Here is a 13,678-nt window from a genome sequence, read left to right as displayed (position 1 = left end):
TCAGGTAAATTCCAAATAAGAACCGATTAGATTTGAAGAATATCAAAAAGAAAGTTTTAATTGTCAGAGGTTACACCGTTTTTAGATTTCAAAATGATATTTTCGTCATAAATAGCTACATTCGAAACTATGGAGCAATTAAACGAGTTTTTGGTCAAGGCAATTTCTGGAACAGAATGGCCCATGTTTGTTTTATTGATTGGAGGGGGATTGTTTTTAATGCTCTATTCCAAACTGATGCCCTATCGTTATTTTGGGCATGCTTTGGCCATAACCAGGGGCAAGTATGACGATGTCAATGCAAAGGGGGATGTAAGTTCCCTTCAAGCCCTGTCTGCTGCTGTGGCGGCCACTGTAGGTCTTGGAAATATTTCTGGGGTTGCCATAGCCATTCACGATGGGGGTCCTGGCGTTGTATTTTGGATATGGATGACCGCACTAATTGGTATGTGTATCAAATTCTATTCCTGTAGTTTATCCATCATGTTCAGGGGAGAGGATTCCGAAGGTAAATTACAGGGAGGTCCCATGTTTTACATTATAAAAGGTCTGGGAAAGAAATATAAGCCGCTGGCCGTATTTTTTGCACTTGCCGGTCTTTTTGGATTTTTAGGTGTTTTTACGGCCAACCAGTTTACGGAAACTTTTATGAGCGTGGTGAATCCTTCGGATACCATAGCCCAAATGAGTGAATTCAACTGGAAGTTGACTATTGGTTTTGTACTTGCCATTGTAAGTTCCTTTGTCATTTTTGGAGGGTTGGAAAAGATTGCGAAAGTGGCGACCGCTATAGTTCCTTTTATGGTCATGGTGTATTTGGTGGCGGTAATCATTGTTATGGTTATGAATGCCTCACAGGTGTTGCCCTCACTAAAAATGATACTATCAGAGGCTTGGAATTTTAAATCGGTATTTACAGGAGGTTTTTGGGGACTTGTAATTATAGGGGTCCGAAGGGCCATGTTTTCTAATGAAGCAGGCTTGGGTAGTGCTCCCATGTACCATGGGCAATCCAAAAACGATGAGCCCATTAGGGAAGGTTTGGTGGCCATGTTGGGTCCGTTTATAGATACCATTCTTGTATGCACCTTTACGGCGGTCGTCATTATTCTTAGCGGTGCTTACTTGGAGGAAGGCAGCGGTATCGTAATGACCTTGAACGCCTTCCAAAAGACCCTTTTCGGTTTTGGGGATGAACTATTAATGGTCATAGTTTCTGCGTTTGCACTTTCCACCCTTTTTACATATTCTTATTATGGGGTAAAATGTCTTTCCTATTTGACCAATGCCAGAATCGGTCGTTTGTACAATGTCTATTTTGTGGTCATGATCGTTTTTGCGGCCGTGGCCTCCTTGGAACTGGTGAAAAATCTTATTGATTTATCATACGCCCTTATGGTGATTCCCAATATGATAGCGGTACTTTTGTTGGCACCCAAGGTAAATGCAGCTTCTAGGATTTATTTTGAAAAATTAAAGAATGAACGAACATAAGGCAGGTTTTGTAAATATTATCGGTAATCCAAATGTGGGCAAGTCGACCCTAATGAATGCTTTCGTTGGGGAAAAACTCTCTATAATTACATCGAAGGCACAGACTACCAGACACAGGATTTTAGGTATCGTTAATGGGGACGATTTTCAGGTAATTCTTTCCGATACACCGGGAATCATAAAGCCTGCATATGACCTACAGACTTCTATGATGGATTTTGTGAAATCGGCCTTTGAGGATGCCGATTTACTTTTGTACATGGTGGAAATTGGTGAAAAAGCATTGAAGGATGAGCAATTTTTTAACAAGATTAAAAATTCCAAAATACCGGTTTTACTGCTATTGAACAAGGTCGATAAAGCGAGTCAGGAACTATTGGAGGAACAGGTACAGTATTGGCAGCAAGAACTTACCTCGGTTGAAATCCATCCTATTTCCGCGCTTCAAAACTTTAATGTTCAAGGTGTATTCGAACGGATTTTGGAATTGTTGCCAGCTTCGCCCCCATACTATCCAAAAGACCAGTTGACCGATAAGCCTGAGCGTTTTTTTGTGAATGAGACCATTCGTGAAAAAATACTTATAAACTACAAAAAGGAAATTCCGTATGCGGTAGAGGTAGAAACCGAAGAATTTCTGGAGGACGAGGAAATTATTAGAATTCGATCGGTGATTATGGTAGAGCGTGACTCCCAGAAAGGAATTATTATTGGTCATAAAGGAAGTGCCTTAAAGAAAGTAGGCATGGAGGCCCGTAAGGATTTGGAAAAATTCTTTGACAAACAGGTCCATATTGAACTTTTTGTGAAAGTGAACAAGAACTGGCGAAATGATAGCAGACAGCTAAGAAGATTTGGCTATAATAATTAATTTGGTGACATAAAAAGTTTATTTTTTCTAACCCACTATCCTGGAGTTCTTTACATCTTTCATACTCTAATTGAAGCAATAATACTTCCTTTCTGCATTAAAACTTTTATCGAAAAAATTGCTTTTTCTGCCAGATGGTGTAGATCTTTACATATCTTTGATATCGATGAAACGCAAAAAAAACCGATAAAATGCAAAATATAGTCATATTTGGTGCTTCTGGCCATGGTAGTGTTGTCTTGGATTGCATTGAAAAGGAAGGTAAGTACAAGGTGGTTGGTTTCATCGATTCCTTCAAGAAAAAAGGTGCCATGGTGAACGGATATCCGATACTAGGAACCGAATTTGATCTACCATTTTTAATCGATAAGTATACGATCCGTGGAGGTATCGTGGCAATTGGAGACAATTGGATTCGTAATTCCATGGTAGAACGAATCAATAAAATTTCACCCAATTTTTCATACGTCACAGTTATTCACCCTAGTGCTGAGGTGGGTAAGGAAGTACAGATTGGAGTAGGAACCGTGATAATGCCCGGAGTCATTGTAAATGCAAATGCCATCATAGGTAATTTTTGTCTTTTAAATACCAATAGTTCTTTAGGACATGATGGTTTCATGCAGGATTTTTCCAGTTTGGCCCCAAAAACGTGTACGGGAGGAAATCTCATTTTGGGTAAGTATTCCGCCATTTGTCTGGGAGCCAATGTTATCGATTCTATTTCTATTGGACATCATACCGTAGTTGGTGCGGGCTCTTTGGTGGTGGGAAATTTGGAAAGTAACATTCTGGCATTTGGTTCCCCGGCAAAGAAAATAAGGGTAAGGGGCATAGGCGAACCTTACATGTCCGGCAGAAAAGGCAGATTGGACGTCATCCCTCTTTACAAGTGGGAGGAATAATTTCTTATAATTTTCTCAGTACTTTAATTACTACCTTTGCCCCCAAATAAATGTTATGGGTGCTATAGTCGCTATTGTAGGAAGGCCTAATGTGGGTAAGTCGACTTTTTTTAATCGATTAATTCAGCGCAGGGAGGCTATCGTGGATGCCGTAAGCGGGGTGACCCGAGATCGTCATTACGGGAAAAGCGACTGGAACGGAAAGGAATTTTCTGTTATTGATACAGGGGGTTACGTGCTGGGAAGCGATGATGTTTTCGAGCAGGAAATCGATAAGCAGGTAGAATTGGCCATACAAGAAGCGGATGCCATCATTTTTATGGTCGATGTGGAAACCGGTGTGACCGGAATGGACGAGGATGTAGCAAAATTATTGAGACGCGTAAACAAGCCTGTTTTCTTGGCCGTCAATAAAGTGGACAATGCCATGCGCGAAGAGGATGCCGTCGAGTTTTATTCTTTGGGGCTTGGCGACTTCTATACATTATCCAGTATAAATGGAAGCGGCACAGGAGAATTGCTGGATGCCTTGGTAGAAAAACTGCCTGAATCCGTAAAGGAAGAAAGTGAACTTCCAAGATTTGCCGTTGTTGGAAGGCCCAATGCAGGAAAATCTTCATTTATCAATGCCCTAATTGGTGAAGAACGATACATCGTTACCGATATTGCTGGAACTACCCGGGACAGTATCGATACAAAGTATAACCGATTCGGGTTTGAATTCAATTTGGTGGATACGGCCGGTATTCGAAAGAAATCGAAGGTTAAGGAAGATCTGGAATTTTATTCCGTGATGCGCTCCGTAAGAGCCATTGAACATTGCGATGTGTGTTTGTTACTATTGGATGCCACGCGTGGATTTGACGGTCAAGTTGAAAATATATTTTGGTTGGCCGCCAGGAACAATAAGGGAATTGTGATTCTGGTCAATAAATGGGACTTGGTGGCCGATAAGGAAACCAATTCGATAAAGGAATACACAAAAGCTATCAAAAAGGCTATTGAGCCTTTTACGGATGTCCCAATTTTGTTCATTTCCGTATTGACCAAACAACGTATTTTTAAGGCCATCGAAACAGCCGTCGAGGTATATCAGAATCGAAGCAAAAAGATCAAGACGCGGGAATTTAATGATGTCATGCTTCCCTTGATCGAGAATTATCCACCACCTGCCCATAAAGGCAAGTATGTTAAGATTAAGTTCTGTACCCAGCTACCTACGCCTTATCCGCAATTTGCCTTTTTTTGTAATCTACCACAGTATGTGAAGGATCCCTATAAAAGATACTTGGAAAATAAGATTCGTGAAGAATTTGATTTTACGGGTGTTCCCATTACCGTTTTTATGAGGAAGAAATGATTTACTAGGAGTTAGGAGCAAGGAAATGAAAAGTGAAAAGTGTTTTTTTTTTTGCTAAAAGCTAAACACCAAATGATTGAAAGTTATTGTTCATAAGTCATTAGCAGTAGTCCAGTTGTCAATAAGTAGAGTATTTTTGAGTTTATCTCAACAATGGACAAGTACCTTTTTGTATCGATTATTAACCCGTGAACAATTTCATGTAAAGGGTACAGCGTGTAGCGAATAGCTTCTAGCGAATTCAAACAACCAACTTACCAACCTCCAGAGGCACCTCCACCGCCAAATCCGCCGCCGCCAAACCCACCGCCAAAACCTCCTCCACCAAAGCTTCCACCACCAAATCCTCCGCCGGAAGACCCGCTTCTTCCCATATTGCTCAATATGATTACATCCCATGGGCTTAATCCACGCCTTCCACCTCCACGACCATTATTTCCACCTTTGCGACTCCATAGAATGAAAAGTATGACCAGAAAAATGATGAATGGCAAAAAGGAGGAAAGTGGAGGTGCATTTGTTTCGTTAAAAGTTCTATCCTCCTTGAACTCGCCATTGAGGACTTGAAAAATGGCATCTGCACCTAAATTTAGTCCTTGATAATAGTCTCCTTTCTTGAATTCAGGGATAATGATATTCTGAATTATGCGGCGCGACATGGCATCCGTCAGGGAGCCTTCTACGCCATATCCTGTGTTTATGGCAATTTTACGATCGTCCCTCGCAAGAATGACCAATATTCCATTATCCTTACTACTTTGCCCGATGCCCCATTTTTGACCCCATTGCGCCCCCAAGTAGTTAATGTTTTCACCCTCGGTGCTGGCAATGATGGCCATAACAATTTGGGTGGACGTACTGTCCGAATACCGAATCAATTTCTGTTCCAATGCCTTTTTTTGCCCTTCGGGCAACAGGTTCACATAATCGTAAACACTGGTTTGCAGGGAAGGTTTCGGCGGTATCTCGAACTGTCCATATGCAAGACAGGAAACAAAAATTAAGAAGACTGCTAGTAATTTTTGGGGAAAGCTTTTTAAAAAACTTAACGCACCCGTGCACTTAACGGAATTTCCCTCCTTTGGAGGGGTTAGGGGAGGCTTTTTATCCTTTTGAAACCTCATTGCTCAGTTCGTTTGTGTCATTGGCATGCCAAGGAAAATGTACCTTTAGCTCCTTTCCTGCCTCCAAAATTCCTGCAACCAACCCTTGTTTAAATTGCCCTTTTTTAAAGTGTGTTTCAATGATGTCCTTGGTAGAGTCCCAGAAGCCTTTGCGTACAACATCGTTAATGCCCTTGTCCCCGCAGATGACAAATTTTCTGTCGTGTACGGCAACATAGAACAACACACCGTTGCCTTCCTTGGTATTGTCCATCTTCAATAGGTGGAAAATTTCCTTGGCACGTTCGTAATGGTTTTCCCTTGTGTGTGCCTCTATGTGCACCCTAATTTCTCCAGAAGTATCTTTTTCCGCTTCCAAGATGGCCGCTACAATTTCCTGTTCTTCGGCCTGGGTCAAAAAATCCTCTACTTTGGACATCGGCTTTTATTCAAATTCAAAATTCACATCGGGTGCTTGTTCCGATCCTGCTTCGGCCTTGAAATAAGCCAATTCATCAAAATTGAAAATTCCTGCCAAAATCGAATTTGGAAATTTCTTGATGTGCAAATTGTAGGGTTCAACCGTGGCGTTAAAACGGTCCCTGGCCACATTGATCCTATTTTCCGTTCCTTCCAATTGGGACTGAAGCTCCAGAAAATTTTGATTGGCCTTAAGGTCCGGATATCGTTCCACGGTGACCAATAATCTACTTAAGGCACCGCTAAGTCCACTTTGTGCCTCATTGAAATTCGCCAATTGTTCTGGGGTAATATTGGTAGGGTCAATGTTCACGGAGGTTGCTTTTGCACGTGCTTCGATTACGTCCGTCAAGGTACCGCGTTCAAAGTCTGCAGCTCCCTGTACGGTCTTTACCAAATTTCCAATAAGGTCGTTTCTTCGTTGATAGGCGCTCTCCACGTTCGCCCACGTTTTGGTGGAGGTTTCTTTGAGTGCAATGGCCGTGTTGTTAAAACCAACCGCCCATTGGTAGATTCCAAAGGCAAGTACGGCAAGCACAATTAGGGCAATTAATCCTTTTTTCATTGTCAATAGTATTAGTGTTTATAATGGTTATCCAGTTAGTATGCCAAAGAAAGCTTTTGTTACAGCTTTTAGAGCTGTTCCTTTATTTTGATTAGCTCCGCCTTTACGCGCTCCAGTTTTTGAATGATTTCAAAATTGGACAGGGTCTTTTGTTTTTCTTCCTTTAGGTGTATTTTGGCACCGTCCAAAGTGAAGCCCCTTTCCTTTACCAAGTGGTAGATCAATTGCAGGTTTTTAATGTCCTGGGGGGTGAATTTCCTGTTACCCTTGGCATTTTTTTTGGGCTGTAGCACGTCAAACTCCTTCTCCCAAAACCGAATCAAAGAAGTGTTTACACCAAATGCCCTGGCCACTTCGCCAATCCCGTAATATCTTTTTTCAGGAAGTTCTACTTGCATTAATCCAGGGATTGGTTTTCTTGGTTGGCGTATTTCAACATGTTTTCAAATTCCTCCGGAGACAAGCTTCCGTAGTAGAAATTAATTGGGTTGATACGGTCGCCGTCCTTCCAAACCTCGTAATGCAGATGTGGGGCTTCTGAACGACCGGTGCTACCAACGAAACCAATGAGGTCCCCTCTTTTTACCTTTTGTCCAACTTTTACGTTATACTGGCTCAAGTGCCCATAAAGACTTAGGTATCCATAGCCATGGTCAATACGGATATGCTTTCCGTACCCGGACGAATTGTTGTCTGCCCGAGTCACTTCTCCATTGCCCGACGCATAGATAGGGGTCCCCTTAGGAGCGGTAAAGTCCATTCCGTAATGCATTTTTCGGGCTTTGGTAAATGGGTCAGAGCGCCATCCAAAACCAGAGGCCATACGGGTAAGGTCCTCATTGTTAATGGGCTGTATGGCAGGGATGGACATTAAAAGTTTTTCTTTTTCTTCGGCTAGTTTGGTAATCTCGTCCAAAGATTTGGACTGGATGGCCATCTGCTTTTTAATGATGTCCAATCGCTGAGTGGTGGCAATGACCATTTCGGAGTTGTTGAATCCCTCCAAGGATTTGTATCGGTTTACACCTCCAAAGCCCGCTCGTCGTTGCTCCTCTGGAATCGGATTCGCTTCAAAATACAATCGGTATATGTTATTGTCCCTATCCTCAATATTGGCCAGAACATCTTCGATCTGTTCCATTTTTTTATTCAGGAGCTCAAACTGAAGTTCGTAGTTCTTAACCTCCCGTTGCAAGGAAAGTTCGCGAGGGGTATTGATAACATTCGTGTTCAAGAGTAAAATCAACCCGAGCATTCCAAAAAGGAAGGAACCTAAAAAGAAAAACGCGATATTTCTGTATCGCTTCGATTTTTCAGGCTCGATCTTTCTGTAGGAAAGCGTATCCGGATCGTAATAGTACTTTACTTTAGACATGAAGCTATTTTATCCTATTTTTGTAGTTTATTTTAACATAACAAACAAATATAAAAATTGTTTTCTACAAACAGTTAAAATTTGTAAAAGCTTAGCATTTTAGATGAATTCCAAGGATATACGAACCCAGTTCCTAACATTTTTTGAAGGTAAAAAACACAAAGTTGTACCCTCTGCGCCCATGGTCATAAAGGACGATCCAACCCTCCTTTTTACCAATGCGGGAATGAACCAGTTCAAGGAGTTTTTCTTGGGAATCAACGAACCCAAAAACACCCGGGTGGTGGATACGCAAAAGTGCCTTCGCGTGAGTGGAAAACACAACGACCTGGAAGAGGTGGGCAAGGATACCTACCACCATACCATGTTCGAAATGTTGGGCAATTGGAGTTTTGGGGATTACTTTAAGGAGGAGGCCATTACCTGGGCCTGGGAATTGTTGACTGAAGTCTTCAAAATGGACAAGGACAGTCTGTATGTTTCCGTTTTTGAGGGAAGCCAGGATGCCGATAGACTGGAAAAGGACGCTGAGGCCTATGCCATTTGGAACAAGATTGTTCCTGCCAATAGGATCATCATGGGCAATAAAAAGGACAACTTTTGGGAAATGGGCGACCAAGGTCCGTGTGGCCCATGTTCCGAAATTCATGTCGATCTGCGTTCCGATGAAGAAAAAAAGAAAGTATCCGGAGCAAGTTTGGTAAATAAGGACCACCCTTTGGTCGTGGAAATCTGGAACCTGGTTTTCATGCAATACAACCGTAAGGCCGATGGTTCCCTGGAACCGTTACCGGCCAAGCATGTGGATACGGGCATGGGGTTCGAGCGACTCTGTATGGCCTTGCAAGGCAAAAAATCCAACTACGATACGGATGTTTTTACACCCCTGATACGGGAAATAGAGATTATCACCGATGCCAAATATGGAAGGGACGAACCTACGGATATTGCCATTCGAGTCATTGCCGACCATATTCGGGCGGTTTCCTTTTCCATTGCCGATGGGCAATTGCCCAGCAATACAGGTGCAGGCTATGTCATTAGACGTATTTTACGCCGTGCAGTGCGGTACGGTTTTACCTTTTTAGGGACCAAGGAACCTTTTATGTACCGCTTGGTAAATGTACTTACCCAAAGTATGGGCGAGGCATTTCCAGAACTGTCAGAACAAAAGCAGCTCATTGAAAATGTTATCAAGGAAGAGGAACATAGTTTTTTAAAAACCTTAGATCAGGGATTGGTGCTGTTGGATACCATCATTGAAAAAACCAAGGGTAAAACAGTGGACGGTAGAAAGGCTTTTGAACTTTACGATACCTATGGGTTTCCAATAGACCTTACCGCCTTGATCTTAAGTGAGAGAGGTTTTTCCTTGGACGAAGATGGTTTTAATGTTGCCATGCAGGAACAGAAAACCCGTTCCAAAACGGCTTCGGAAACTTCTAAGGGTGATTGGGAGAATTTACAGTCCGATGCTGAGCAGGAGTTTGTAGGGTACGATAGGTTGGAGGCCGATGTAAAAATAGTAAAATATAGAAAGTTGGAGTCCAAAAAACAAGGGTTGCAGTATCAAATTGTCTTTAATCTGACACCCTTTTACGCAGAGGGTGGCGGTCAAGTAGGGGACAAGGGCTATTTGGAATCCCCCGATGGCGATGTAGTGTATATCGTTGACACTAAAAGGGAAAACAACGAAATCGTACATTTTGCCAAAAACCTTCCCAAAAAATTGGAAGGAACCTTTAAAGCGGTCGTGGACAGCAAACAACGTCAGCGCACCGAAGCCAATCATACAGCGACCCATTTGCTGCATCAGGCATTGCGCGAAATCTTGGGAACACATGTGGAACAGAAAGGTTCCGCCGTACATTCCAAATACCTGCGATTTGATTTCTCCCATTTTTCCAAAATGACCAAGGAGGAATTGGAGGCTGTGGAATCCTTTGTCAATGCGAGGATAACGGGCCAATTGCCGCTGGAGGAACAGCGGAACGTACCTATAAAGGAAGCCTTGGAAAATGGGGCGATGGCCCTGTTCGGGGAAAAATATGGCGATGCTGTACGTACCATCCGTTTTGGGAAATCCATTGAATTGTGCGGGGGGACCCATGTGAAGAACACCTCTGATATCTGGCATTTTAAAATTAAGTCGGAAGGAGCGGTGGCCGCAGGAATACGCAGGATAGAAGCGATTACCAGTGACGCCGTAAAGGATTTCTATGCCGAAAGCAATAAATCATTGACCGAAATAACCGAAGCACTAGGAAATCCGCAGGATGCCGTGAAAGCAGTAAAAAGTCTGCAGGACGAGAATTCCGATTTAAGGAAGCAGATCGCTGCGCTTTTAAAAGACAAGGCAAAAAACCTTAAAGGCGATTTGCAGAGTGAACTACAGGAGAAAAACGGGGTGCGATATCTAATCAAGAAGCTTGATCTGGATGCCGCGGGCATCAAGGACCTCAGTTTTGAAATGGGACAAAACCAATCCGACCTATTTTTACTTTTTGCCACGGAGCAGGATGGAAAGGCCTTACTTTCCTGTTATATTTCCAAAGAATTGGTTGCAAGCAAAAATCTGAATGCAGGTACCATTGTTCGGGAATTGGGCAAATACATTCAAGGAGGTGGCGGCGGCCAGCCCTTCTTTGCAACGGCGGGAGGGAAAAATCCGGCAGGAATTCCCGACGCCATGGAGAAGGCTTTGGAATACTTGGGCTAATGTGAAGTTCTGAAACCAATAGGTCCCAGTTGGAATATTTTTTATAAGTCGCAAGCCCAGATAGTAAGACCCCAAAGGTTTTTAAAACCTTTGGGGGCATGGAAAAGATTGGAAAATAATAATAGAATGCTCAGTATAATCTTCCTATAAAAAATAAATAAATGAAATATGAGATTCTGATTGTTTTTCTTCTGCTGCTTTCATCTTGTTCAGAGCCTATTTCCAAAAACAAAGAAAAATCCGTTTACGAGAAATCACCACCTATTTCTAATGAAGATTCACTAAGAATTCAGGACTATTGGTCAAAAGCGAATCAATCAGGGGTATATTCCCAAGAAAGACAAAAATATCTTGATTCCATTTTGTTGATTAAGCCAGATACCGCCTACATCTGGCAGCAAAAGGCAATGCCCCTATATAAGGAAAGAAAATATTCATTGGGCAAACCTTTCTTAGCGAAGGCCGTCCTATATGATTCGGTCAAGTATTTGGATTACAGCGCATTCGTGAAATGTTTGTTCTCAAAAGAGTATGAGGAATCCATTCTAGAGTTTTTGGAGGCTAAGAATAAATTTGGTGACCGCTATGTAATGGACCACACATACAATTTCTATATTGGGATTAGCTACCTACAATTGAACCAATTTATAAAAGCAAAAGACTTTCTAATTCGAAGTAGGGACCAGCAGTTTAAAGATTTTCCGAACGAACCTCCCGAAGAGGCATGCCATTATCTGGATTGGTTTTATTTAGGGGTAGCTGCCTATGAGTTAAAAGAGTATGAATCAGCAGTAGAATTTTTTGATACGAGTTTGAAAGTATATACAAATTTTGGTGATGCACTTTACTATAAAGGAATTTCTCACTATAAAATGGGAAATAAAGACGAGGCGGAACTTGCTTTAAGAATGGCAAAGGAAAACAGGGAAAATACTATAAACGAGGATCAAGTATATTATGTAATATATCCCTACCAGGTCTTTCATAAACTGAGTCCTTTGGCCGGTAACAATAAGTAGTAAAAAGACCCCAAAGGTTTTTAAAACCTTTGGAGTCTCCAATACTGATCAAACTATTGGAAATCAAACTATAGAAAATGAAACTCCAGACACAAATACCTTTATCAAAAGCAAATAATCCTATAGATTATTCCAGCAAGATATTGATGTTAGGGTCTTGTTTTTCCCAGAATATGGGGGATAAATTGGCGTATTTCAAGTTTCCGGTTTTGCAAAACCCCTTTGGTATTTTATTTCATCCCCTGGCCATTGAAAATCTTGTCAAAAAAGCGGTCGACAAATATCAATACACGGAAAGGGATATTTTTCAGTTCCAGGGACGTTGGCAATGTTTTGAGGCACATTCGGAACTGAGTTCAAGTAACAAGGAGGTACTTTTGGAGCGTTTGAATTCGGCGGTATTGGAGACCAACAAATACGTAAGTGAAGCATCCCACATTGCGATTACCTTGGGCACCGCTTGGGTCTATCGGCATTTAGAAAAAAATATTTTAGTGGCCAACTGCCATAAGGTGCCCCAACGGGAATTTCAAAAAACACTGCTGAAAGAAAATGAGATAGTTACCTCCATAACCGCTACCGTTAACAGTATCAAAGCCGTAAACCCAAAAGCAGAGATCATTTTTACCATCTCCCCCGTACGCCATTTAAAGGATGGTTTTATTGAAAACCAACGAAGTAAATCGGTACTCATATCAGCCATACACGCAACGGTTGGAGTTCCCCCTTTGGGGGCTAGGGAGCTTTATTTCCCCAGCTACGAAATCATGATGGATGAACTTAGGGACTATCGTTTTTATAAAGAGGATATGGTACACCCCAATGTGTTGGCCATCGACTATATCTGGGAGAAATTTAGAAGCGTTTGGATTTCGAAGGAGGTAGGCGGTGCGATGGCGAAGGTGGCAGAAATCCAAAAAGGCTTGGCGCACAGACCCTTCGATGAACAATCGGAGGCGCATCAGAAATTCCTAAAAACCCTCGACCAAAAAATTGCGTATATTAAACAGAGATATCCCTTTATGAATTTTGAAAATTCTTCTTCATGAAACGTTTTTTAGCCGGCGTGCTGATAACTTTGGCGATAGTTTTCATCATCAGGTCCTGCAAGGACGAAAAGACCTCCAAAGCTATTTTGGAGGAGAATTCCATGCTTATACAAACCCAAATTGAAAATGTTTCCAAGCTCATTGTTACCGAAGGTCACTTTGCAGAAGTGTATAATTACAAGGATTCAAAAGAGCTTTTTGGCCCTTTGCTTACAGCGGATAAGAAAGCATTGGTGGTAGTAAATGCCGCTGTGAGCATCTCCTATGACTTGAGCAAGGTTACCTTTGAGCTGGACGAACCCAATAAAACCCTCAAAATAACCAGTATCCCGGAACCCGAAATCAAGCTGAACCCAGATTTTGAATATTACGATGTCACAGCAGATTATCTGAATCCCTTTGACGCAGGAGACTATAACACCATTAAACACAATGTGCGTAATTCCCTTTTAAGGAAAGTGGAGGCTTCTACTTTGAAGACCAATGCCCAAAACAGATTGTTGAGCGAGCTTCAAAAAATGTATGTACTTACCAATAGTTTGGGCTGGAATTTGGTTTATGGAGATAGGAACATTGATTCTCCCAGTGACTTCTCAATATTGCCCTAAATTTTCGGTATAGGTCTAACCATGAGTATAGGTTGCTTCATGGGGCAACTTTGCTCGTTCCAGTAGTTCAGGTTTTTTTCTTCACTTGAAAAGGAGTCTTATCATTCATATTTGAAGACAAATCAATTTT

Annotated in this window: 13 protein-coding genes; 8 read left to right on the top strand and 5 right to left on the bottom strand. The window is 41.9% G+C overall.

The genetic code is table 11. From position 1 onward, the window contains the following. Positions 1 to 129: 129 nt before the first annotated feature. The 4 genes from ACZ41C_RS04105 to der all read left to right on the top strand — a co-directional run bounded on the left by ACZ41C_RS04105 (position 130) and on the right by der (position 4,630). Complete coding sequence (locus ACZ41C_RS04105) at positions 130 to 1,494, top strand: alanine/glycine:cation symporter family protein (protein ID WP_154918417.1); 1,365 nt, start codon at positions 130 to 132, stop codon at positions 1,492 to 1,494. After that, entirely contained in the window at positions 1,481 to 2,365 is an 885-nt protein-coding gene (gene era, locus ACZ41C_RS04100) for a GTPase Era (RefSeq protein WP_464564528.1), read from the top strand. Before ACZ41C_RS04105 ends, era begins: the two co-directional genes overlap by 14 nt. Before the next feature lie 191 nt (positions 2,366 to 2,556). Beyond that, positions 2,557 to 3,270 carry a NeuD/PglB/VioB family sugar acetyltransferase gene (locus ACZ41C_RS04095; RefSeq protein WP_154918418.1) on the top strand — a complete coding sequence of 238 codons (714 nt, stop codon included), beginning with the start codon at positions 2,557 to 2,559 and terminating at the stop codon, positions 3,268 to 3,270. Positions 3,271 to 3,325: 55 nt separating this feature from the next. Continuing rightward, the gene (gene der, locus ACZ41C_RS04090; protein WP_464564526.1) at positions 3,326 to 4,630 is read left to right on the top strand and encodes a ribosome biogenesis GTPase Der; all 1,305 of its coding nucleotides are present in this window, start codon (positions 3,326 to 3,328) and stop codon (positions 4,628 to 4,630) included. Between the two features lie 254 nt (positions 4,631 to 4,884). Here the strand turns inward: der and ACZ41C_RS04085 are convergent, their stop codons facing one another. From ACZ41C_RS04085 to ACZ41C_RS04065, 5 genes are all read right to left on the bottom strand, one after another. Beyond that, positions 4,885 to 5,754: a TPM domain-containing protein gene (locus tag ACZ41C_RS04085; RefSeq protein WP_464564524.1), complete on the bottom strand. Its 870-nt coding sequence runs from the start codon at positions 5,752 to 5,754 to the stop codon at positions 4,885 to 4,887. Beyond that, the gene (locus ACZ41C_RS04080; protein ID WP_464564522.1) at positions 5,735 to 6,172 is read right to left on the bottom strand and encodes a TPM domain-containing protein; all 438 of its coding nucleotides are present in this window, start codon (positions 6,170 to 6,172) and stop codon (positions 5,735 to 5,737) included. Before ACZ41C_RS04080 ends, ACZ41C_RS04085 begins: the two co-directional genes overlap by 20 nt. Before the next feature lie 6 nt (positions 6,173 to 6,178). Next, the gene (locus ACZ41C_RS04075; RefSeq protein ID WP_138257270.1) at positions 6,179 to 6,778 is read right to left on the bottom strand and encodes a LemA family protein; all 600 of its coding nucleotides are present in this window, start codon (positions 6,776 to 6,778) and stop codon (positions 6,179 to 6,181) included. A gap of 68 nt (positions 6,779 to 6,846) precedes the next feature. Beyond that, a complete protein-coding gene (locus ACZ41C_RS04070; RefSeq protein WP_125222500.1) occupies positions 6,847 to 7,176 on the bottom strand; it encodes a MerR family transcriptional regulator in 330 nt (109 codons plus the stop codon). Then, positions 7,176 to 8,153 (bottom strand): M23 family metallopeptidase, encoded by a 978-nt coding sequence (locus tag ACZ41C_RS04065; RefSeq protein ID WP_138257271.1) that lies wholly within the window; start codon positions 8,151 to 8,153, stop codon positions 7,176 to 7,178. The genes ACZ41C_RS04070 and ACZ41C_RS04065 overlap by 1 nt, the downstream gene beginning before the upstream one ends. A gap of 103 nt (positions 8,154 to 8,256) precedes the next feature. Here ACZ41C_RS04065 and alaS point away from each other — a divergent pair, with 103 nt between their 5' ends. The 4 genes from alaS to ACZ41C_RS04045 all read left to right on the top strand — a co-directional run bounded on the left by alaS (position 8,257) and on the right by ACZ41C_RS04045 (position 13,548). Beyond that, entirely contained in the window at positions 8,257 to 10,872 is a 2,616-nt protein-coding gene (gene alaS, locus ACZ41C_RS04060; RefSeq protein WP_464564518.1) for an alanine--tRNA ligase, read from the top strand. A 161-nt stretch (positions 10,873 to 11,033) separates the two neighbouring features. Then, positions 11,034 to 11,891, top strand: a complete 858-nt coding sequence (locus tag ACZ41C_RS04055) for a tetratricopeptide repeat protein (protein ID WP_138257273.1) — start codon at positions 11,034 to 11,036, stop codon at positions 11,889 to 11,891. Between the two features lie 77 nt (positions 11,892 to 11,968). Continuing rightward, positions 11,969 to 12,940 carry a GSCFA domain-containing protein gene (locus ACZ41C_RS04050; protein WP_464564516.1) on the top strand — a complete coding sequence of 324 codons (972 nt, stop codon included), beginning with the start codon at positions 11,969 to 11,971 and terminating at the stop codon, positions 12,938 to 12,940. Beyond that, positions 12,937 to 13,548, top strand: a complete 612-nt coding sequence (locus ACZ41C_RS04045) for a DUF4230 domain-containing protein (RefSeq protein ID WP_464564514.1) — start codon at positions 12,937 to 12,939, stop codon at positions 13,546 to 13,548. Before ACZ41C_RS04050 ends, ACZ41C_RS04045 begins: the two co-directional genes overlap by 4 nt. Positions 13,549 to 13,678 lie beyond the last annotated feature (130 nt).

The organism is Maribacter sp. C-4077 (assembly GCF_055378385.1).
This window is presented reverse-complemented; position numbering and strand designations above follow the sequence as displayed.

Bases quoted from the DNA above. Each gene is read 5' to 3' on its own strand.
- ACZ41C_RS04055 (WP_138257273.1), top strand. From the start codon at position 11,034: ATGAAATATGAGATTCTGATTGTTTTTCTTCTGCTGCTTTCATCTTGT.
- ACZ41C_RS04070 (WP_125222500.1), bottom strand. From the start codon at position 7,176: ATGCAAGTAGAACTTCCTGAAAAAAGATATTACGGGATTGGCGAAGTG.
- ACZ41C_RS04050 (WP_464564516.1), top strand. From the start codon at position 11,969: ATGAAACTCCAGACACAAATACCTTTATCAAAAGCAAATAATCCTATA.
- ACZ41C_RS04065 (WP_138257271.1), bottom strand. From the start codon at position 8,153: ATGTCTAAAGTAAAGTACTATTACGATCCGGATACGCTTTCCTACAGA.
- alaS (WP_464564518.1), top strand. From the start codon at position 8,257: ATGAATTCCAAGGATATACGAACCCAGTTCCTAACATTTTTTGAAGGT.
- ACZ41C_RS04085 (WP_464564524.1), bottom strand. From the start codon at position 5,754: ATGAGGTTTCAAAAGGATAAAAAGCCTCCCCTAACCCCTCCAAAGGAG.
- ACZ41C_RS04075 (WP_138257270.1), bottom strand. From the start codon at position 6,778: ATGAAAAAAGGATTAATTGCCCTAATTGTGCTTGCCGTACTTGCCTTT.
- ACZ41C_RS04080 (WP_464564522.1), bottom strand. From the start codon at position 6,172: ATGTCCAAAGTAGAGGATTTTTTGACCCAGGCCGAAGAACAGGAAATT.
- ACZ41C_RS04105 (WP_154918417.1), top strand. From the start codon at position 130: ATGGAGCAATTAAACGAGTTTTTGGTCAAGGCAATTTCTGGAACAGAA.
- der (WP_464564526.1), top strand. From the start codon at position 3,326: ATGGGTGCTATAGTCGCTATTGTAGGAAGGCCTAATGTGGGTAAGTCG.
- ACZ41C_RS04045 (WP_464564514.1), top strand. From the start codon at position 12,937: ATGAAACGTTTTTTAGCCGGCGTGCTGATAACTTTGGCGATAGTTTTC.
- era (WP_464564528.1), top strand. From the start codon at position 1,481: ATGAACGAACATAAGGCAGGTTTTGTAAATATTATCGGTAATCCAAAT.
- ACZ41C_RS04095 (WP_154918418.1), top strand. From the start codon at position 2,557: ATGCAAAATATAGTCATATTTGGTGCTTCTGGCCATGGTAGTGTTGTC.